The organism is Brevibacillus sp. NPDC003359, from assembly GCF_042878995.1.
Taxonomy (GTDB): domain Bacteria; phylum Bacillota; class Bacilli; order Brevibacillales; family Brevibacillaceae; genus Brevibacillus.
Genome location: NZ_JBIAOR010000028.1, coordinates 1 through 15,718, shown reverse-complemented (window position 1 = coordinate 15,718; position 15,718 = coordinate 1). Strand labels below are relative to the sequence as shown.

The 15,718-nt window shown below is 48.9% G+C and carries 17 protein-coding genes; all 17 read right to left on the bottom strand.

Features of this window, described 5'->3' with window-relative positions:
* Nucleotides 1-137: 137 nt before the first annotated feature.
* A complete protein-coding gene (locus tag ACFYU8_RS30465) occupies nucleotides 138-428 on the bottom strand; it encodes a Spo0E family sporulation regulatory protein-aspartic acid phosphatase (RefSeq protein ID WP_390306885.1) in 291 nt (96 codons plus the stop codon).
* A 434-nt stretch (nucleotides 429-862) separates the two neighbouring features.
* On the bottom strand, nucleotides 863-2,236 hold the full coding sequence (locus tag ACFYU8_RS30460; RefSeq protein ID WP_390306883.1) for a helix-turn-helix domain-containing protein: 1,374 nt from the start codon (nucleotides 2,234-2,236) through the stop codon (nucleotides 863-865).
* A gap of 478 nt (nucleotides 2,237-2,714) precedes the next feature.
* Nucleotides 2,715-3,656 (bottom strand): malate dehydrogenase, encoded by a 942-nt coding sequence (mdh, locus tag ACFYU8_RS30455; RefSeq protein WP_144618634.1) that lies wholly within the window; start codon nucleotides 3,654-3,656, stop codon nucleotides 2,715-2,717.
* Between the two features lie 20 nt (nucleotides 3,657-3,676).
* Nucleotides 3,677-4,618 (bottom strand): ethanolamine ammonia-lyase subunit EutC, encoded by a 942-nt coding sequence (gene eutC, locus ACFYU8_RS30450; RefSeq protein ID WP_390306881.1) that lies wholly within the window; start codon nucleotides 4,616-4,618, stop codon nucleotides 3,677-3,679.
* Nucleotides 4,619-4,638: 20 nt separating this feature from the next.
* A complete protein-coding gene (locus tag ACFYU8_RS30445; RefSeq protein ID WP_390306879.1) occupies nucleotides 4,639-6,000 on the bottom strand; it encodes an ethanolamine ammonia-lyase subunit EutB in 1,362 nt (453 codons plus the stop codon).
* A 20-nt stretch (nucleotides 6,001-6,020) separates the two neighbouring features.
* Nucleotides 6,021-7,481 (bottom strand): ethanolamine ammonia-lyase reactivating factor EutA, encoded by a 1,461-nt coding sequence (locus tag ACFYU8_RS30440; RefSeq protein WP_390306877.1) that lies wholly within the window; start codon nucleotides 7,479-7,481, stop codon nucleotides 6,021-6,023.
* 142 nt (nucleotides 7,482-7,623) lie between these two features.
* A complete protein-coding gene (locus ACFYU8_RS30435) occupies nucleotides 7,624-8,220 on the bottom strand; it encodes an ANTAR domain-containing response regulator (protein ID WP_483862299.1) in 597 nt (198 codons plus the stop codon).
* Nucleotides 8,186-9,646: a sensor histidine kinase gene (locus ACFYU8_RS30430; RefSeq protein WP_390306874.1), complete on the bottom strand. Its 1,461-nt coding sequence runs from the start codon at nucleotides 9,644-9,646 to the stop codon at nucleotides 8,186-8,188. The genes ACFYU8_RS30435 and ACFYU8_RS30430 overlap by 35 nt, the downstream gene beginning before the upstream one ends.
* A gap of 93 nt (nucleotides 9,647-9,739) precedes the next feature.
* The gene (locus ACFYU8_RS30425; protein ID WP_390306873.1) at nucleotides 9,740-10,183 is read right to left on the bottom strand and encodes a EutP/PduV family microcompartment system protein; all 444 of its coding nucleotides are present in this window, start codon (nucleotides 10,181-10,183) and stop codon (nucleotides 9,740-9,742) included.
* On the bottom strand, nucleotides 10,180-10,521 hold the full coding sequence (gene eutS, locus ACFYU8_RS30420) for an ethanolamine utilization microcompartment protein EutS (protein WP_007720097.1): 342 nt from the start codon (nucleotides 10,519-10,521) through the stop codon (nucleotides 10,180-10,182). The genes ACFYU8_RS30425 and eutS overlap by 4 nt, the downstream gene beginning before the upstream one ends.
* A gap of 2 nt (nucleotides 10,522-10,523) precedes the next feature.
* Entirely contained in the window at nucleotides 10,524-10,811 is a 288-nt protein-coding gene (locus ACFYU8_RS30415) for a EutN/CcmL family microcompartment protein (RefSeq protein ID WP_007720099.1), read from the bottom strand.
* Between the two features lie 4 nt (nucleotides 10,812-10,815).
* Complete coding sequence (locus tag ACFYU8_RS30410) at nucleotides 10,816-11,640, bottom strand: hypothetical protein (protein ID WP_390306872.1); 825 nt, start codon at nucleotides 11,638-11,640, stop codon at nucleotides 10,816-10,818.
* 15 nt (nucleotides 11,641-11,655) lie between these two features.
* Nucleotides 11,656-12,432, bottom strand: a complete 777-nt coding sequence (gene pduL, locus ACFYU8_RS30405) for a phosphate propanoyltransferase (protein ID WP_106839575.1) — start codon at nucleotides 12,430-12,432, stop codon at nucleotides 11,656-11,658.
* 9 nt (nucleotides 12,433-12,441) lie between these two features.
* Nucleotides 12,442-12,729, bottom strand: a complete 288-nt coding sequence (gene eutM / locus ACFYU8_RS30400) for an ethanolamine utilization microcompartment protein EutM (RefSeq protein ID WP_007720104.1) — start codon at nucleotides 12,727-12,729, stop codon at nucleotides 12,442-12,444.
* A gap of 49 nt (nucleotides 12,730-12,778) precedes the next feature.
* Nucleotides 12,779-14,272: an acetaldehyde dehydrogenase (acetylating) gene (locus tag ACFYU8_RS30395; protein WP_390306870.1), complete on the bottom strand. Its 1,494-nt coding sequence runs from the start codon at nucleotides 14,270-14,272 to the stop codon at nucleotides 12,779-12,781.
* Entirely contained in the window at nucleotides 14,272-14,757 is a 486-nt protein-coding gene (locus ACFYU8_RS30390) for a BMC domain-containing protein (RefSeq protein ID WP_106839573.1), read from the bottom strand. The genes ACFYU8_RS30395 and ACFYU8_RS30390 overlap by 1 nt, the downstream gene beginning before the upstream one ends.
* Before the next feature lie 35 nt (nucleotides 14,758-14,792).
* A complete protein-coding gene (eutL, locus tag ACFYU8_RS30385) occupies nucleotides 14,793-15,443 on the bottom strand; it encodes an ethanolamine utilization microcompartment protein EutL (protein ID WP_390306867.1) in 651 nt (216 codons plus the stop codon).
* Between the last annotated feature and the right edge of the window lie 275 nt (nucleotides 15,444-15,718).

The window sequence follows — 15,718 nt, the reverse complement described above, 5'->3', positions numbered from 1 at the left end:
TTCAAAAGAACTACTTGAACTTCCAATCAATTCGTCATCCAGCTTGGAACTTTGACTAAGTTATGCGAATACCTAGATAATAGGTTAATGGAAGGGTTTTTGGGAGTCTTGAGGTGTTAGAAGGACTGACCTAATCCTTACTTTTCCGTTTTCAATCTGTTTTGAGCAATGACAATATATTTATCCAATTGTTCGCTTACAGCCAAAACCTTATCGTGTGAGAGACCGTACTTCCCTGCCAATTCCATCATTTCCCGTCGTAGCTGTTCGATTCTATTATCCAACTCTAAATGGCAACTAATTTCCTTTACCATGCCCCGGATCGTACACCTACTATTAGGGGCTGATGCTACTCCTCTTTTGGGGGAGTTTTCAGGGTGAAAAGAAACATCCATATCTAAAATACTTGCGATAGTAGTAATATCCAACGCCCCCTCTCTTTTACAATTTATTACATATAATTACTATACATGGATGTGCAGAAATTCACCGATTAAGAAAAATTGAATAGAAAAAAACATCCCTCTGATGGGATGTTTTTGGGGGATAACACTCTATTTAACAACCTGATTCCCAGTAAAATTATTAAGCATCAGTTCCATGCTGATTGGCTTTAGCTGTATACATGTTGGAATGGCTTGTATCAAAATCAATCGGTATACCTGCGAGAAGTCCAAACGTTATAAAAAATGCAAGAATAAGACCCTTCATCTTTTTAATCCCCCTTTTTCTACTTTATAACATTTTACATGCAACAATCCGGGTTTATTGCTAAGCTCTAGGCATCAGCGCCATTCTCTAACATAACTATAACTGTTGAAGTCCATCTTTGTGAATGTAATACTAGGTAACCCTATTAACATCAGATCGCTCTTTTACCCGTTACAATTGTTCGATACTGTTCCACTTGTGTTGTGGATGCATACTGGCGATATTCTTCAAATAATGCTACGCATTTAAGAGTATCATCATATCGATTCATCAAATCTGCTAGAGATAGGCAACGTAACGTTTCTTCGATCCCTCTTTCTATCCGTCCTTTATCAAACTCATAAATGGCTGTCTGATATCGAAACTGGAGATGTCTGTCCAATCCAATAGCTTCTTTAAATTGAACAAAACTGACAATTTGCGAAGAAAAACGTTCTAATATGTCATCCACACAAAATTGGTACGTATTAGCTGATTTTATAATAGAAATTAAACCAGCAAGTATTTCATTTGTCGGAAGACTTTCAAGATAGCCAGCATACTCCTCAATGATGCTTGTATTGCCAGCTAGTACCTCTAATGTGTATAAGTTAGCCTTTGCCCAAACCCGGAATTTCTCTACCTCTTGGTGCCCGACTTCGTCCAGCAGTTCAAACCATCCTAAATCAGCGTAAACTTGTACATATGGTTTCGCCTGTGCATATAGCCCTTGCATTTCCAATGCTGCGCCTTTGAATAGGTGTCCTATTGCGTAATAAAAGACCAGGTGCCGTTCTGTCTCGGGCAGTTCACTCTTTTTGTTTCTTTTCAACCTATCCAACTCATGTATGTAAATCGTTTCTGCAAGAAACCGTAATTCATCTGCGTACTGTTCTGATTTCTTCCATTTCTGTAAAGCGAAACAAACCCGCGTTAATTGAAATAAGGCGTCCAACTGGTAGTTTTCAGGAAGCCTATTCCGATAGGGGGAAAACCGAATAACTGCCTCCCCATTTTCTTCTGAATTGGTTCCGAGTGCAGCCCGAAACAATCGATACTGACTCCTTACGAATTGGTCAGAATGTCCATCCTTCTCACTATCAACGACAGCCTGATAAAAAGGTACAGACTCTTTTTGTTTCCCGCTTTCATATAGTTGTTCCGCCACTAAAAAGAGGGTCGAAATATTTTTAGGGTTGTCCAACAATTTAGGAACAACCTCGTCTATGCAATCCTGCCGCCCAACCTCTGCACATCGAATCAAATAAGGTATCAACCGAGGGCGCGATATTCTCCCCTCTGATATACATTCTTCCGTATACAATTCATACAACCAACCTGGCTCGCGACCAAACACCGCAGCGAGCGCATCTAATTGACCAATGGTCATAGCCCGCGGTGGATTTCCGTTCAGAATCTCGCTCAAGCTCCCATGGTTGATGCCCGTTAATTCACCTAATTTACTCAAGGTATAGCCGCACTCTCTACGGTGTCTTTCAATCTCTGACCGCAGCGACCAGTGCAATGTCCCTTGCAGCCCCCCCATAAAGAATCATCCCCTAAATTTTTCCTTTATTTTACAATAAAATATATTTTTTTGGAAGATTCGTCTTTACATTTCTTCATATTTTATTAAACTAGTTCGTCACTTTTCGCACAATTCCTCCAATGTCTTACAGGTGTTTGCACTACGTGACAATTACGCCCTCTTGAATCAGCTTTCATGCGAATACAGCCCCGTAGGAAGAAGCGGATTTCCAGTCCTAGCGCCTCTGGAGCCCTACCCAGCTCCGAAATAAATAGCGGGGGTTTTCAGCTTCAACCTCTGAAAAAACATCCCGAAACTCTACTTTTGAAGCGCTCCCGCTATTTATTTCGGAGCGAACAGTACCCGCCCTCAGCAGGGCGTAGGCCGAAGCGTAGACTGGAAATCCGCTTCTTCCCCTCCACTACAGCTACTATAACCACATTGTAAAAAAAGCTCCGCCAAAACATCTGGCGAAGCTTTCATTTTAAACCCGTGCTTATGGCATAGCTACTTTCATAACCGCACGAACGGAGTCTGCGGATTTATCCAATGCTGCTTTCTCAGCAGCAGTCAGATCCAGCTCGATGACTTGCTCGATACCGTTTCCACCCAAGAGAGTTGGTACACCCAGGTAGATATCGTTGTAGCCATACTCGCCTTGGAGCAAAGCGATGGAAGGTAGGATGCGCTTCTTGTCTTTCAAGATCGCTTCTGCCATTTCTACCAGAGCTGCCGCAGGTGCATAGTAAGCGGAACCGTTACCCAAGAGAGCTACGATCTCGCCGCCGCCTTTACGTGTACGCTCTACGATAGCATCCAGACGATCTTGTGGGATCAATTTTTCGAGCGGGATGCCACCTGCGTAGGAGTAACGCAAGAGTGGTACCATGTCGTCACCGTGACCGCCCAATACGAAACCTGTTACGTCATTAACAGATACATTCAGTTCCATCGCTACAAACGTACGGAAGCGAGCAGTATCCAGTACGCCGGATTGACCGATAACGCGGTGTTTCGGGAAGCCGGACGTTTTGTAGAATGTATACGTCATCGCATCTACCGGGTTGGACAGGATGAGTACGATGGAGTTTGGTGCATATGTTTTCACTTGCTCAGCAACCGAGCGCATGATGGCTGCATTCGTTGCTACCAAGTCGTCGCGGGACATGCCTGGCTTGCGGGCAATCCCTGCTGTAATGATTACGATATCGGAGCCTTCGATGTCTTTGTAGTCAGAAGTACCTGTAATGCTAGCATCGAAGCCGAGAACTGGGGAAGCTTCCATCATGTCGAGTGCTTTACCCTTTGTTGGGTTTTCCAATTGAGGGATATCGACCAAAACGATGTCAGCCAGCTCTTTTTGCGCCATGATGAACGCAGTTGTCGCTCCTGTAAAACCACTACCGATGACGGCTACTTTTTTTCTACGAAATGTCATGCTGAATCCTCCTCGTCATGTTACAAGACTAGTTTCACACCACTTGCTTTTTGCTCCAGCATTTTGGAGAGAATGGTCCCGATGTGGGCACCCGCCTCAACCGGAGAAGTACCTTGACGATGAATATTCGAGATCACTGTACGCTCTGATTCTACCATACCTTTGCGTGGACGGTAGCACATGTATGCACTCATGGAATGCGCCGTAACCAATCCTGGACGCTCTCCGATCAGGAGCACCAATACTTCTGGCTCCAAAATCTCGCCGACGTGATCCATGCTGGCTACGCGTCCGCCTTTGATAAAGAACGGAGTGCCGCAGGTCAGTCCATAGCTTTTCAGAGAGTCCATCAGGGATGGAAGCACGTCTTTCAGGTTTGCGTCAACCGCAGCAGCACTCAAACCGTCTGAAACGACGATTTGTACCTGCGGCTTCTTTTGGCCGCGCTCTTGCAACAAACGCACGCCTTCCTCGGTGAGGACGCGCCCCATATCCGGACGCTTTAGATAGTTTTCGGTGTTGTCATACTGCGTTTCCACTGTGAACAAGGAGTACTGATCGAGCACTGCTTGACTGACTTCACCGTATACAGCATCTACAGCCGCAGCATGGTCTCGACGCAATTCGAGCATCGTTTTCGTCAAAGGTCTCACACCTGTACGCCAAACTCCGATGCGCGCTGGCGTGCTGGACAGCAGTTCATCCAAGCCTTCCTTGTACTTCGGATTCGGTACATGTGATGTTCTCTCAGGTTCTGCTGATGGAGCAAGTTGCTCATTCACCGCTGGAGCTTGCGTCGGAGCTGTCGTTGCACTCGCTACCGGCTCTGCCTTTGGTTCCGATCTCAGTTGAATCAAGCCTGTCTCTGCTTTTGGTGACGGAGCTTGTTCGCTAGCCTCACCCAGCTTCTTTTGCAGTTCTGCTACTACTTTATCTACCAAGAAATCTAATTGTTGTTCCATCCATCTTTCACCTCCTGATCTTACATGAAGATTGTCGGATCGCCTGCTTTTGCAGTCAGCCTACCGTTTTCCATGATGCCCATTTTCTCCAGCCATTTTTCAAAATCAGGAGCAGGTCGCAGTCCCATCACTTCACGGAACGCAGCAATATCATGGAAGCTCGTCGATTGATAGTTGAGCATGACATCGTCTGCCATGGCTACGCCGATAACAAAGTTAACGCCTGCCGACGAAAGCAAAATGCCGAGATTGTCCATGTCGTTTTGATCGACCTTCATGTGGTTCGTGTAGCATACGTCACAGCCCATCGGCAAACCGTGCATTTTGCCCATGTAATGGTCTTCCAGGCCCGCGCGGATTACTTGACGGCTGTCGTACAAATACTCAGGTCCGATGAATCCAACTACCGTGTTCACGATAAATGGATTGTATTTGCGAGCCAAACCGTAGCAGCGCGCTTCCATCGTTACCTGGTCCATGCCGTGATGCGCCTCGGAAGACAGCTCAGAGCCTTGGCCTGTCTCGAAGTACCAGAAGTTCGGTCCATAGGAAGTACCCTCTTTGCGCATCAGCTCGTCTGCTTCATCCAACAGCGCTACATCAATACCAAATGCCTTGTTTCCTTTTTCACTACCCGCCAAACTTTGGAAAATCAAGTCCGCTGGTGCCCCATTACGGATGGCACGCATTTGAGTGGATACGTGAGCCAATACGCAGTTTTGCGTCGGGATATCAAACTTGGTCATCACGTCTTTAGTCATATTCAAAATATCCTTGACGCTGTCCGCTGTATCGATAACCGGGTTGATCCCGATAACCGCATCGCCGATTCCGTAGCTCAATCCTTCGTACAGAGACGCCTTGATGCCTTGTACGTTATCGGATGGATGGTTCGGCTGTACACGAGAAGCTAATACGCCCTTGTGACCGATTGCCGTGTTGGCATGCGTCACAACTTTAATCTTGGACGCAGCCGTGATCAAGTCCAGATTGCTCATGAGCTTGGCAGTCGCTGCGATCATCTCACTGGACAAGCCGCGGCTGATTCGCTTGAGTTCATTATCGCCTGCTTGATGGCTCAAAATGTACTCGCGCAGCTCAGCTACACTCCAGTTTTTGATTTCGGTGTAAATCTTTTCGTTGATGCCTTCTTCGATCACACGCGATACTTCGTCTTCTTCTGCCGGAACCATCGGATTGTTGCGGATATCCGCCAACGTCAGGTCAGCCAAAACCTGCTTGGCAGCTACACGTTCCCGGGAATCGGCAGCGGCGAGACCAGCCAGCTGGTCGCCTGATTTATCTTCATTAGCCTTCGCGAAAACTTCCTTTAAATCGCGAAATTGATAGGTATGTCCAAGCACAGTCGTTTTCGTGTTCATCACGTCCACCCCTTCTTACGTTACGGCCTCTCATCAAACGCGAGTGTTTTGACGACGACGGGAATGATTGTTCCCGAGATCGGCTCACCGAGATCGATGTAATCGCCGTATTCCACACGCACCTGATCGATGCAAATGATTTCCGGTGCCCCTTTGCAACGCAGCGCCAAGCCCTGCCCGAGCGCTTTGGCCATATCTGTTTCACAGATGACGACCATCGTTTGACTCTCGGGGAAAGTTGCCCGGTATTGGTCCGACAGCTCCTGAGACAGCGTCTGCAGCAGAGCGTACGAGCAGTACCCGATGCCGGAGATTGCGAGTGCGAAAGGAATCCCTGTCGTTTTTTCAAACAGACGCTCACCCAGTTGGTAGATCGAAGCCACTTCCTGTCGCAGTCGTGTCGCATCCGCCAATTGTTCCTCGGTAAGCTCTAGCTTGAGAATCGGAATGTTTTTGATCGGCAACAGCTCCGGTTTGATATGCACGGTTGAACCACTAATCTCCGTACTCTGCATCCCCGCGCCAATTACCGTTGCCCGTACCGTTTGATCCGGATCGAGCCACTGTACCGGATACGTCCCTTTTTCGCGCTCCTGCTGGAGTACATATCCGAGAAGTGGGCCAAAATCGCCATATCGGCTCGCATCCGAAATATTTCTTACGGGAGGTCCGCTCATGAGCTGGCCTACACCGCCTGAGACGGTCAATTCGGCAACATGGATGGAATCTCGCAAATGCGGTCCCAAAACGAGCAAGCCTGATACTTCGCGCTCTTTACCCGTCAAATAATCGAGCATGCTGCGAGACAACTGTTCGGCAACCTCTGTAAGCTGCGCGAATCCGATTTCCTGTCCGACTTGAATACGCAGTCCTTTTACCGACAGCCATTGTTGAATGTTCGGCGACACGTATTGAACAACACCTTGCGGACTGAGGCGGATCAGTCTTCCTCCGACGTGGAACGTAACCGTCGCAATTGCTCGGCCACGTTGGAAATAGGCTGCATTCGCTGTTCCTCCGCCAATATCGACGTTGACGATCACACCTTGTATGGCTTGCGAGCGTTTTTCTGCGCCAGCGCCCTTGCCCGCCAGCACGCCTTCGAGGTCAGCACCTGCTGTCGCTACCACGAAATCCCCGGAGCGTTCAGCCAGCAGATGAACGATATGCTGTGCGTTCTTTTTGCTTGCTGTTTCTCCGGTAATGATGACCGCCCCGGACTTGATTTGGGACAAGCTGACTTGTGCCTTGTCATACTCGGCTGCAAGAATCGCTCTGATTCCGTCAGCGTCGATTTCATCAAATCCGATGAGTGGTGTGGAATGTACTTCACTCGCATACAGCAATTGCCGCTCCACAATCTGATAACGCGGCAGCGAAAACGTGCTGGACATGCGACCCAATCGCAATCGGCTTACGATCATTTTGGTTGTGCTCGTTCCCACATCGATCCCGACGCTTTGGATCCATTGTTCATCCATATGAACCTCCTTGAACCATTGGCGTGCCAGACGGGCCTTACGAAAAAACGCTTGAACAGCCGGATCCTTGCTTCCGGTCTGATTCAAGCGCCTTTGCTCTCTTTGTATCTACTTGTCACTGCTTTTTATCATAACGTCACTACTAGCCTTGAGCGGAAATGGCCTGCTCGCCCGACAAAATTTCCTCTGCCAGCTTCACAAGTGGCATGCGCCGTTGCATGCTTACTTGCTGCATCCATTTGTAAGCCGCATCCTCTTCCATGGATAGGGCACTCATCAGCTTTCCTTTTGCCTTTTCCACTGCCTTGCGATCCTCGATCTTTTGCTTCAGATCGTTTATATCCTTCTTCAGTGAAACGACTTTTTCCTTTTGACTAAGGGCGATTTCTACTGCGGGAATCAAGTCATCCTCCGACACCGGCTTCACCAAGTAAGCCGTCACCCCCGCTTTTCTGGCATCCTGGACGAGTTCCTTTTGGCTATAAGCCGTCAAGAGAAGAATGGAACTGTCTGAAAAGGAACGAATGATACTGCTTGCCTTGATTCCATTCAAGACAGGCATTTTCACATCCATGATGATCAAATCGGGCTTGTGACGATGGGCCTGTTCGACTGCCTCTTCTCCGTTTTTCGCCTCGGCAACCACTAAATACCCTTCATTTTCGAGCATCTCGCGCAAATCCATGCGAATAATCGGCTCGTCATCAACCACCATAATCTTCGGCTGTGTCATCTTCATCCTCCTTTTGGATCGGATAGAGTATGGTAACCTCTGTTCCGTTCCCAGTATTGCGGAAATGCATTGTGCCCTCGAGGTCTTCCCTGACCAGTGTATCGACGATTTTCAGACCGAGATGGCCCTTTTTGTGGATTTGCTCCATATCCTCGATGCCTACCCCGTCGTCTGTCACGGACAAACTGACGAAGTCTTCCTTGGCGACAAGTGCGATGGAGATTTTTCCTTCTTGCTGCTCATGAAACCCGTGGATCATGCAATTTTGAATCAGCTCGGTGACAATCAAGGCAAACGATGTTGCTTTGTTGGACGGCAGATACACTGACTCGCCTGTCACCACAACGTGTATAGCTTGCTCAGAACGTCTCATCGAAGAGACGATTATTTTCGATATTTTGGTTAAAATCTCTTTGAAGTCAATCTGCTCCAGACCATCCTGTGCCAAGTATTCGTGAATAATGGCGATGCTGTTGATGCGATTGATACTTTCCCGGTATACCTTCTCAATCTCGGTGGACTGCGATCGCCGCATTTGCAGGCGAAGCAGGCTAGAGATGGTTTGCAAATTGTTTTTGACCCGGTGGTGAATCTCTTTGATCACCGCGGATTTGATCATCAATTGCTTTTCTTTTTCCCGAATGTCCGATATGTCTCGCAGGAGAATGAATCCCCCGATGATGTCTTGTTTGCGGACGGACGAAACCGCTTTCATCATGATAAAATGCTTGCCTTTTGACAGCTCCTCCTGAATATAACCCCCGTTACGTACAAAGTTTTCCGGGGTAACTCTCCAGGAAAAAATACGTTCGATGCTCTCGCCTTTTTCCGGTCGTTCAAAACCGATCAAGGAGAGTAGCTTGTGGGCACGGCCATTTGCGTACGTGATAACCCCACTCTGATCAAACAAAATCATGCCCTCGTGCAAGAGCGACGAAATAGGCAGATCATGCACAGCGAACTGGATGAGCGTCTCGCTTAGGTGCTCAGTCGTTTCCTTGAGCATTTCGACGTTCTTTTCCTGTTCCACCTGTTTGGATATATCTTGTTCGGTTATCAAGGTCCCGATTGTTTTTCCAGCCGCATTCGTGATGGGTACGACGCTTTGTCGCATCACGACCTGCTCCTGTGAAACGCCACGCGAACCGATGACGGGCTTGCCTGTAGTCAAGCAATACATAACGGCCGGCTCATTAATCGCCGTCGCCAAATGCCCTACAACCGATCCACTGTACATAGAGCGTGCCGTACTTGGTGCAGCTTGTGCGACTACCATCGCAGCGCTCCGATCGACTGTCGGACAATCGATAAACATGTCCGCTTGAGACAGATCGGCAAAAATCTGAAGCTTGGAAGCCAGCTCCTCCACAATCCGAATGTCGTCATCACTCAACGTCGTGGACGCTTTGCACACTTCTCGTATTGATTGCATGTGAACCTCTTTTCACCTGCTAGGAGTTGATATGACCTCATTTTCTCACAGACACGCTACGGCGGAAAGGGGTTTAATACTGGTTAATCACGCTTACTCGTTGACAATTTCTTGCAAATACGATCGCAATTCTTGCACTCCCTCACTCGTGAGCGAGGAGGTCCGGAAAATTCTCGCACTGCCAAGCGATTGACGCAGGAATTGTTCTGCCCTCTCCACATTTGCATCAGGATGATCCATTTTGGTAATGACCCCTATGCACGATTGCGGAAACCCTTGTGAAAAGCCAGGCGGGAAATAATTCCGCACCCGTGTAGCATCCTGCACCATCAAAATGATTTTCGCCTCAAGAGAAGTAGCCATAAGCGTGCGGTAAAACATCGGGTTTTCGCTGTATTCACCCGGAGTGTCAATCGCCCAGTCCCGATATTCGAGTGCTTGTGTCTTCCTGGCAGGCTGTTCGTCATTGAACAGCGCCCGCACCAGAGAAGACTTGCCTGCTTCGATTGCACCGATAATCATTACACGGCCGGTCATGATTTCGTCACCAGCGCCGGTGTAAACCGCAGTTTTTCGCTCAACACCTGATTGACGGCTTCTACTGCCATCTCAACAGCAGATACATCTCCCACGACAATCAGTGAACCTGTAAAACGATCGAGAAACCCAAGCTCGACGCCAGCAGCCTTTGTCGCAATATCCGCGGCAATAATGGCTGTTTCGGTAGGCGTCAAAGTCAAAATGCCGATCGCACCGGCCTCATTGATACCTAGCTTGGTATAGAGCATTGGGTCAGGGTTTGCGATTACATGAGCCAACGTGACCTGTTTTCCTGGTACGAATTCCTGGATGACTCGTGAACGTTCCTGTTCCATTCCTATTCCTCTCTTCCTGCGGCACCCGGCACCTCAAACGAATCCACAATGCCTACGATGATCGCATCGATCGGCACACTGGTGCCGGAGAAAAGGATTCGGGCAGGCGTCCCACGAGAGACGATAACCTGCTCCCCGATTCCCGCACCGATCCTGTCCGCTGCGATTACGGTTTGTCCGCCTTCTTCGCCACGCCAATCAATCGGCTGAACCACCATGAGCTTGAGATTTTCCATGCCTGCTTCTTTTTGCGTGGCCCAGACGCTGCCGATCACTTTTCCCAAAAACATGCGATCACCCTTTTCCTAAATAGCTGACCGTAATGCCGCGTTCTCTCATGCTGTCATAAGCAAGCGGAGAAACAATTGCACCTTTTTTCACGATCAAAGTCGTATCGCGAAGCTCAGGCTGAGATCTGATCCAGTCTGCTGTCAACAGCTTCCCGGAAAAGACTGCTTCTTGCTCATCCAAAGGAGTCAATGTCGGTTGTTCTGTCTTAGTAGTAGTCTCCACTTTTTGCAGTTGAGACTTCAGCTTAGAAACCACACGATCAGCCAGACGGCGTTGCTCCGCAAACTCCACACCCAACTCTTTCATGCTCTCAACGTGACGGTTGAACAGCTTTTCATAAGCAGGTGTCAGTGTCAATGTTTGCAGGGTACGACGGTCTGCGCGCTTGATCCCTGGCACATCGGAACCTGCGATGACGAATTTGCCCGTCACCAATGCGGAAAAGACGATTTCCGCTTTAATCGTTCCTTTTAGACCGGAAGCAATTCTCGCTGCATTATCCAAATCGATTTCAGGAATCACGATACCGACATAATCTTTCGGCACTTCCAACGGGGCAGGAGCGTACTCATCTGCTGTCAGAATTTTGCCTGCTCCCCCACATTCGATCTTGTGCATTCCCAGCCAAGAGGAGGTTTCTCCGTCCAGGAAGAGAATGTCATGGCAGATCCCGTGGTTTTTCAGTTGGATAAAATGATCCTGAAACGCCTCATGAGCCTGGCTGTCGCAAAAAACGTACAGGACACGAGGCGCATCGCTTTTCTTTTCTGTATTCATCGATTGCAAAATTTCTTTTGTAATCGAAGCCACCATTTCTCTGATGTCCATCAAGCTCAACCTCCGTTAGCCGGAGTAAAATTGCCCGTTCTTGCCGATCACTTTTACCCGGTCGCCCGTTTTCAAATTAGCGGCATTGCCTTCATCCGTATCAACGTGGAAATCAAGTGCAAACTGTGGATGTACACGAACGATTACATCTGGATAGATGATAGGACGATCGCTTTGCGTCGCCAGAATCAGCGAATCGCCATCCTTCACTTGATATTGCTCGGCATCTGCCGGAGACATATGAACGTGGCTCTTCGCTACGATTACGCCTTTGTCCATCACAACTGTCCCTTTTGCCGTTACAAGTACCATACCTGGTGTTCCTTCAATATCTCCAGACATACGCACAGGGGCATGAACACCTACTGCAAAGCCGTCTGTTCTGGAAATTTCCACTTGTGTCGCGCCACGAGCTGGTCCCAAAACGCGAACCCCGTGGATGCTGCCTTTTGGTCCCACGATGGTGACTGTTTCCTGGCAAGCAAACTGACCCGGCTGCGACAAATCACGCATTGGCGTCAATTGATGTCCGGCTCCGAAAAGCTTCTCGACATCTGCTTGCGACAAATGAATGTGACGATTAGATACGCCCAAAGGAATTTCACGCACTGCCTCGGCAGCTTGATTGGTGGAAGGCTGCTGGTTCTGATCAACTTGTTTCACTTGAATCCCTCTTCCTTTCAAGAAATCTGCCGCTGCTGGTGTTATTTTATCCCCTTTCTCAACGAGAAAGGGGTTTGGAATACCTGACTTATGCATCGCTCTCAAGGATGCTTCTGTAATCACTGCCATAGGGATTTATTATCCTTCGAGTTTAGGCAGGATCAGTTCAATGTCTCCATGAGGGCGTGGAATTACGTGAATAGATACGAGCTCTCCTACTTTTTCAGCAGCAGCGGCGCCTGCGTCTGTGGAAGCTTTTACTGCACCTACGTCACCACGTACCATAACAGTCACGAGACCGCCACCTACGTGTACTTTACCGATCAGTTTTACGTTCGCTGCTTTTACCATTGCGTCAGCAGCTTCAACTGCTCCTACCAAACCTTTTGTTTCTACCATTCCCAATGCGGACATTTCTCCAGCCATTTTCATTTCCTCCTTAATTATATCTCCAAAATTTTAGTGTTTTACGACTCTAAGTCGTCATTTCTGTTAACACGGATTTGATAATGTTCTTGATCTCATCGCGGCTCAAGCCGACATTCATGGAAGAGACAGCTTGTAGAACCGCTTCTTCCGCTTGTGTCGCAGGAGCTGCTGGTACTGGCGTTGATTGCGGCATTTCTTTGATGCCAAACGCAACACGCTTGATGTTGAACATATGCTTCGCACCGATGTTATCGGAAGTGATGTTGCCCCCATAGGAACCGCATCCAAGTGTAAACGCTGGTTGTACGCCAGTCGTTGCACCAATTCCTCCGAAGGTCGTACCAGTATTCACTGGTATTCTGGATGCTGGCATTGCTTGACCATACGCTGCGATGAAATTTTCATCCTGAGCGTGAATACCCGCTGTATGTCCAAGACCACCATGCTCCAGCAATTCGCGGCAACGGGCAATCGCTTCGCTGTCGCCTTGAACCGTGTAGAGAGCGAGAATCGGCGCCAGTTTTTCAACCGACATCGGGTACGCTTTACCTACATTGTTCTCCTCCGCAACCAGGACACGCGTATCAGCTGGGATGGTAATACCCGCCATTTGAGCGATCACATGCGGAGAGCGGCCAACGATCTTCGCGTTCAGCGAGCCGTTTACCATTACGATTGCCCCTACCTTTTCCTTCTCTTGCTCGTTCAGGAAGTAGGCGCCTTCACGCTTTAGGGCAGCAATCAATTGGTGCTTCATGGATTCTTCCACGACCAATGCTTGCTCAGAAGCGCAGATCGTACCGTAGTCAAACGTCTTGCTCTGCACGATGCGCTTGGCAGCAGCAGCAAAGTCCGCACTGTGGTGGACGTAGACCGGAACGTTACCAGGTCCCACACCGTAAGCAGGCTTGCCGGAGCTGTATGCCGCGCGTACCATCGGCGTTCCGCCAGTCGCGAGAATCAAATTGGTCAGCTTGTGCTTCATCAACTCGTTTGTCGCTGGAAGCGTAGGCTTGGTAACGCAATGGATCAAGCCTTCTGGTGCTCCAGCCGCTACTGCCGCCTGTGCCATTAGTCGCGCTGCTTCCAGCGTGCACTTGGCTGCCGACGGATGCGGACTGAAGACAATCGCATTTCTCGCCTTGAGAGAGACCATCGATTTATAAATAACCGTGGACGTCGGGTTGGTGGAAGGTACGATACCAGCTACGATTCCGAATGGCTGCGCCACTTCCCACACTTTGTTCTCTTCGTCCTTACGGATGATGCCAACCGTTTTTACATCTTTAACAGATGCGTACACATCTTGCGCAGCAAACAGGTTTTTCATCCGTTTGTCTGGGACGTTACCAAAGCCTGTTTCTTCTACAGCCATAGCTGCGAGTCGATCCGCATGCTCCACGCCCGCTTTGGACATGGCTTCGATGATCCGGTCAACTTGCTCTTGGCTGTAAGTAGCAAACTTGGCCTGCGCTTCCTTCGCTTGTGCGAGGTAGGTACGCACTTCCTGTATGGAATACAGATCAGCGTCGAGTGTCATTAGGCTTTGTCACCTCCGCCTTGTTTCTCTTCCAACAGGCGGATGAGATCTTCTTTTTTCGCCATATTGATTTCGTTCGTCGTCAGCGGGAAGTCTGCATACGAACGCGCCATTTTACGCAGGTCATTGATGGATTGATCTTGCAATCCGGACACTGGCGCTTTAGCCGGCTCTGCCTTAACCTCTTCTTTTACTTCCGGTTTTAGCAGGTTTTTAATCATTCTTGGAACATTTTCGTCAGGACGTGGAATCACGTGTGAGTGCAGCAATCTTCCAACACGTCTCGCAGCGTCAGCGCCAGCATCTACTGCCGCCATAACCGAAGATACATCCCCGATCACGTATAAAGTGACGATTCCTGCGTCCGCTCCTTCATAAGAAACAACTTTGACGTCTGCCGCCTTAGCAGCAGCATCTGCGGCAGCGATGAGAGCAGGCAAGCCCAGCGTCTCGATCATGCCAAGTGAATAAGTTGTAGCGCGCATTTACATTACCTCCCCTTCAAGAGGAAAAATCCCTATTATCGTTTGACAGGCTGTTGGGCGACACTTCTTACGGCATCGGCAAAAGCATCGGCGGCTGCCGTGCATGACGACTGGCTGCCAGTGAGTAGCGCTCCCCCAAAGTTCGTCTCTGTCGGTGGACCAAAAAATTGAACCATTTGTACATCTGCTGCCTTTAGGGCGGCATCAATACCATACATAGCTTCCAGCGGTGGAGCGATCAAGTAAGCGAGCGGCTCCCCTTCGCGGATTCCGGCGGTTTGAGACAAGTAGCTGCCCGTCCGCGACACAACATGGGCGTAATACGCATGCGTCCCTTCATCATTCAAAGAGTAAAAGCATGCTCCGCTCTCCATAAATGCAACGGCTGCATCCAGTCCGCTCTGCACCTCCGATGGCGTCGCGCCCCCGATCATCCCGATGAACTCGCCAGACAACGGTCCAGACGCATGGCCTGAGCCTGCATAAAACGACTTGGCATACACAACTTCCACCGCTGCCTTTTTGGTCGCTTCGTCAATGGCTGTATACCCCACATCGTCAATCGTTGAGGTCAAAAGACCCAGACTGCGAATATGGGAAGGCAGGTTCAGCTTCTCCGCAAATTGAGGATCGACATTGGGAATCAGTCGGATCGCAAGCGGCGTCGCTCGAATTGGTTTTTCCATGCGTGTCACTCCTTTCAAGACAACATCCCTGATCAAAAGTAAAAAAAGGTGCCTAAACACGAAAAAATAAGCCGTGTTCAAGGGCACCTTTGCCTTTTGATTATTCACTTGTGGGTAGAAGATTACACGCTATTTACATGCTCTTTTACCTGTCTCTAATGTAGAACAAGGCACAGAAAAATGCAAGCGTTTTCGGCATTCCGTCACTTTTCCATATTCCGGTCATATTACGGACACACACCCCCGTTAAATTTGTGTTGTAGCCGAGACGGGCA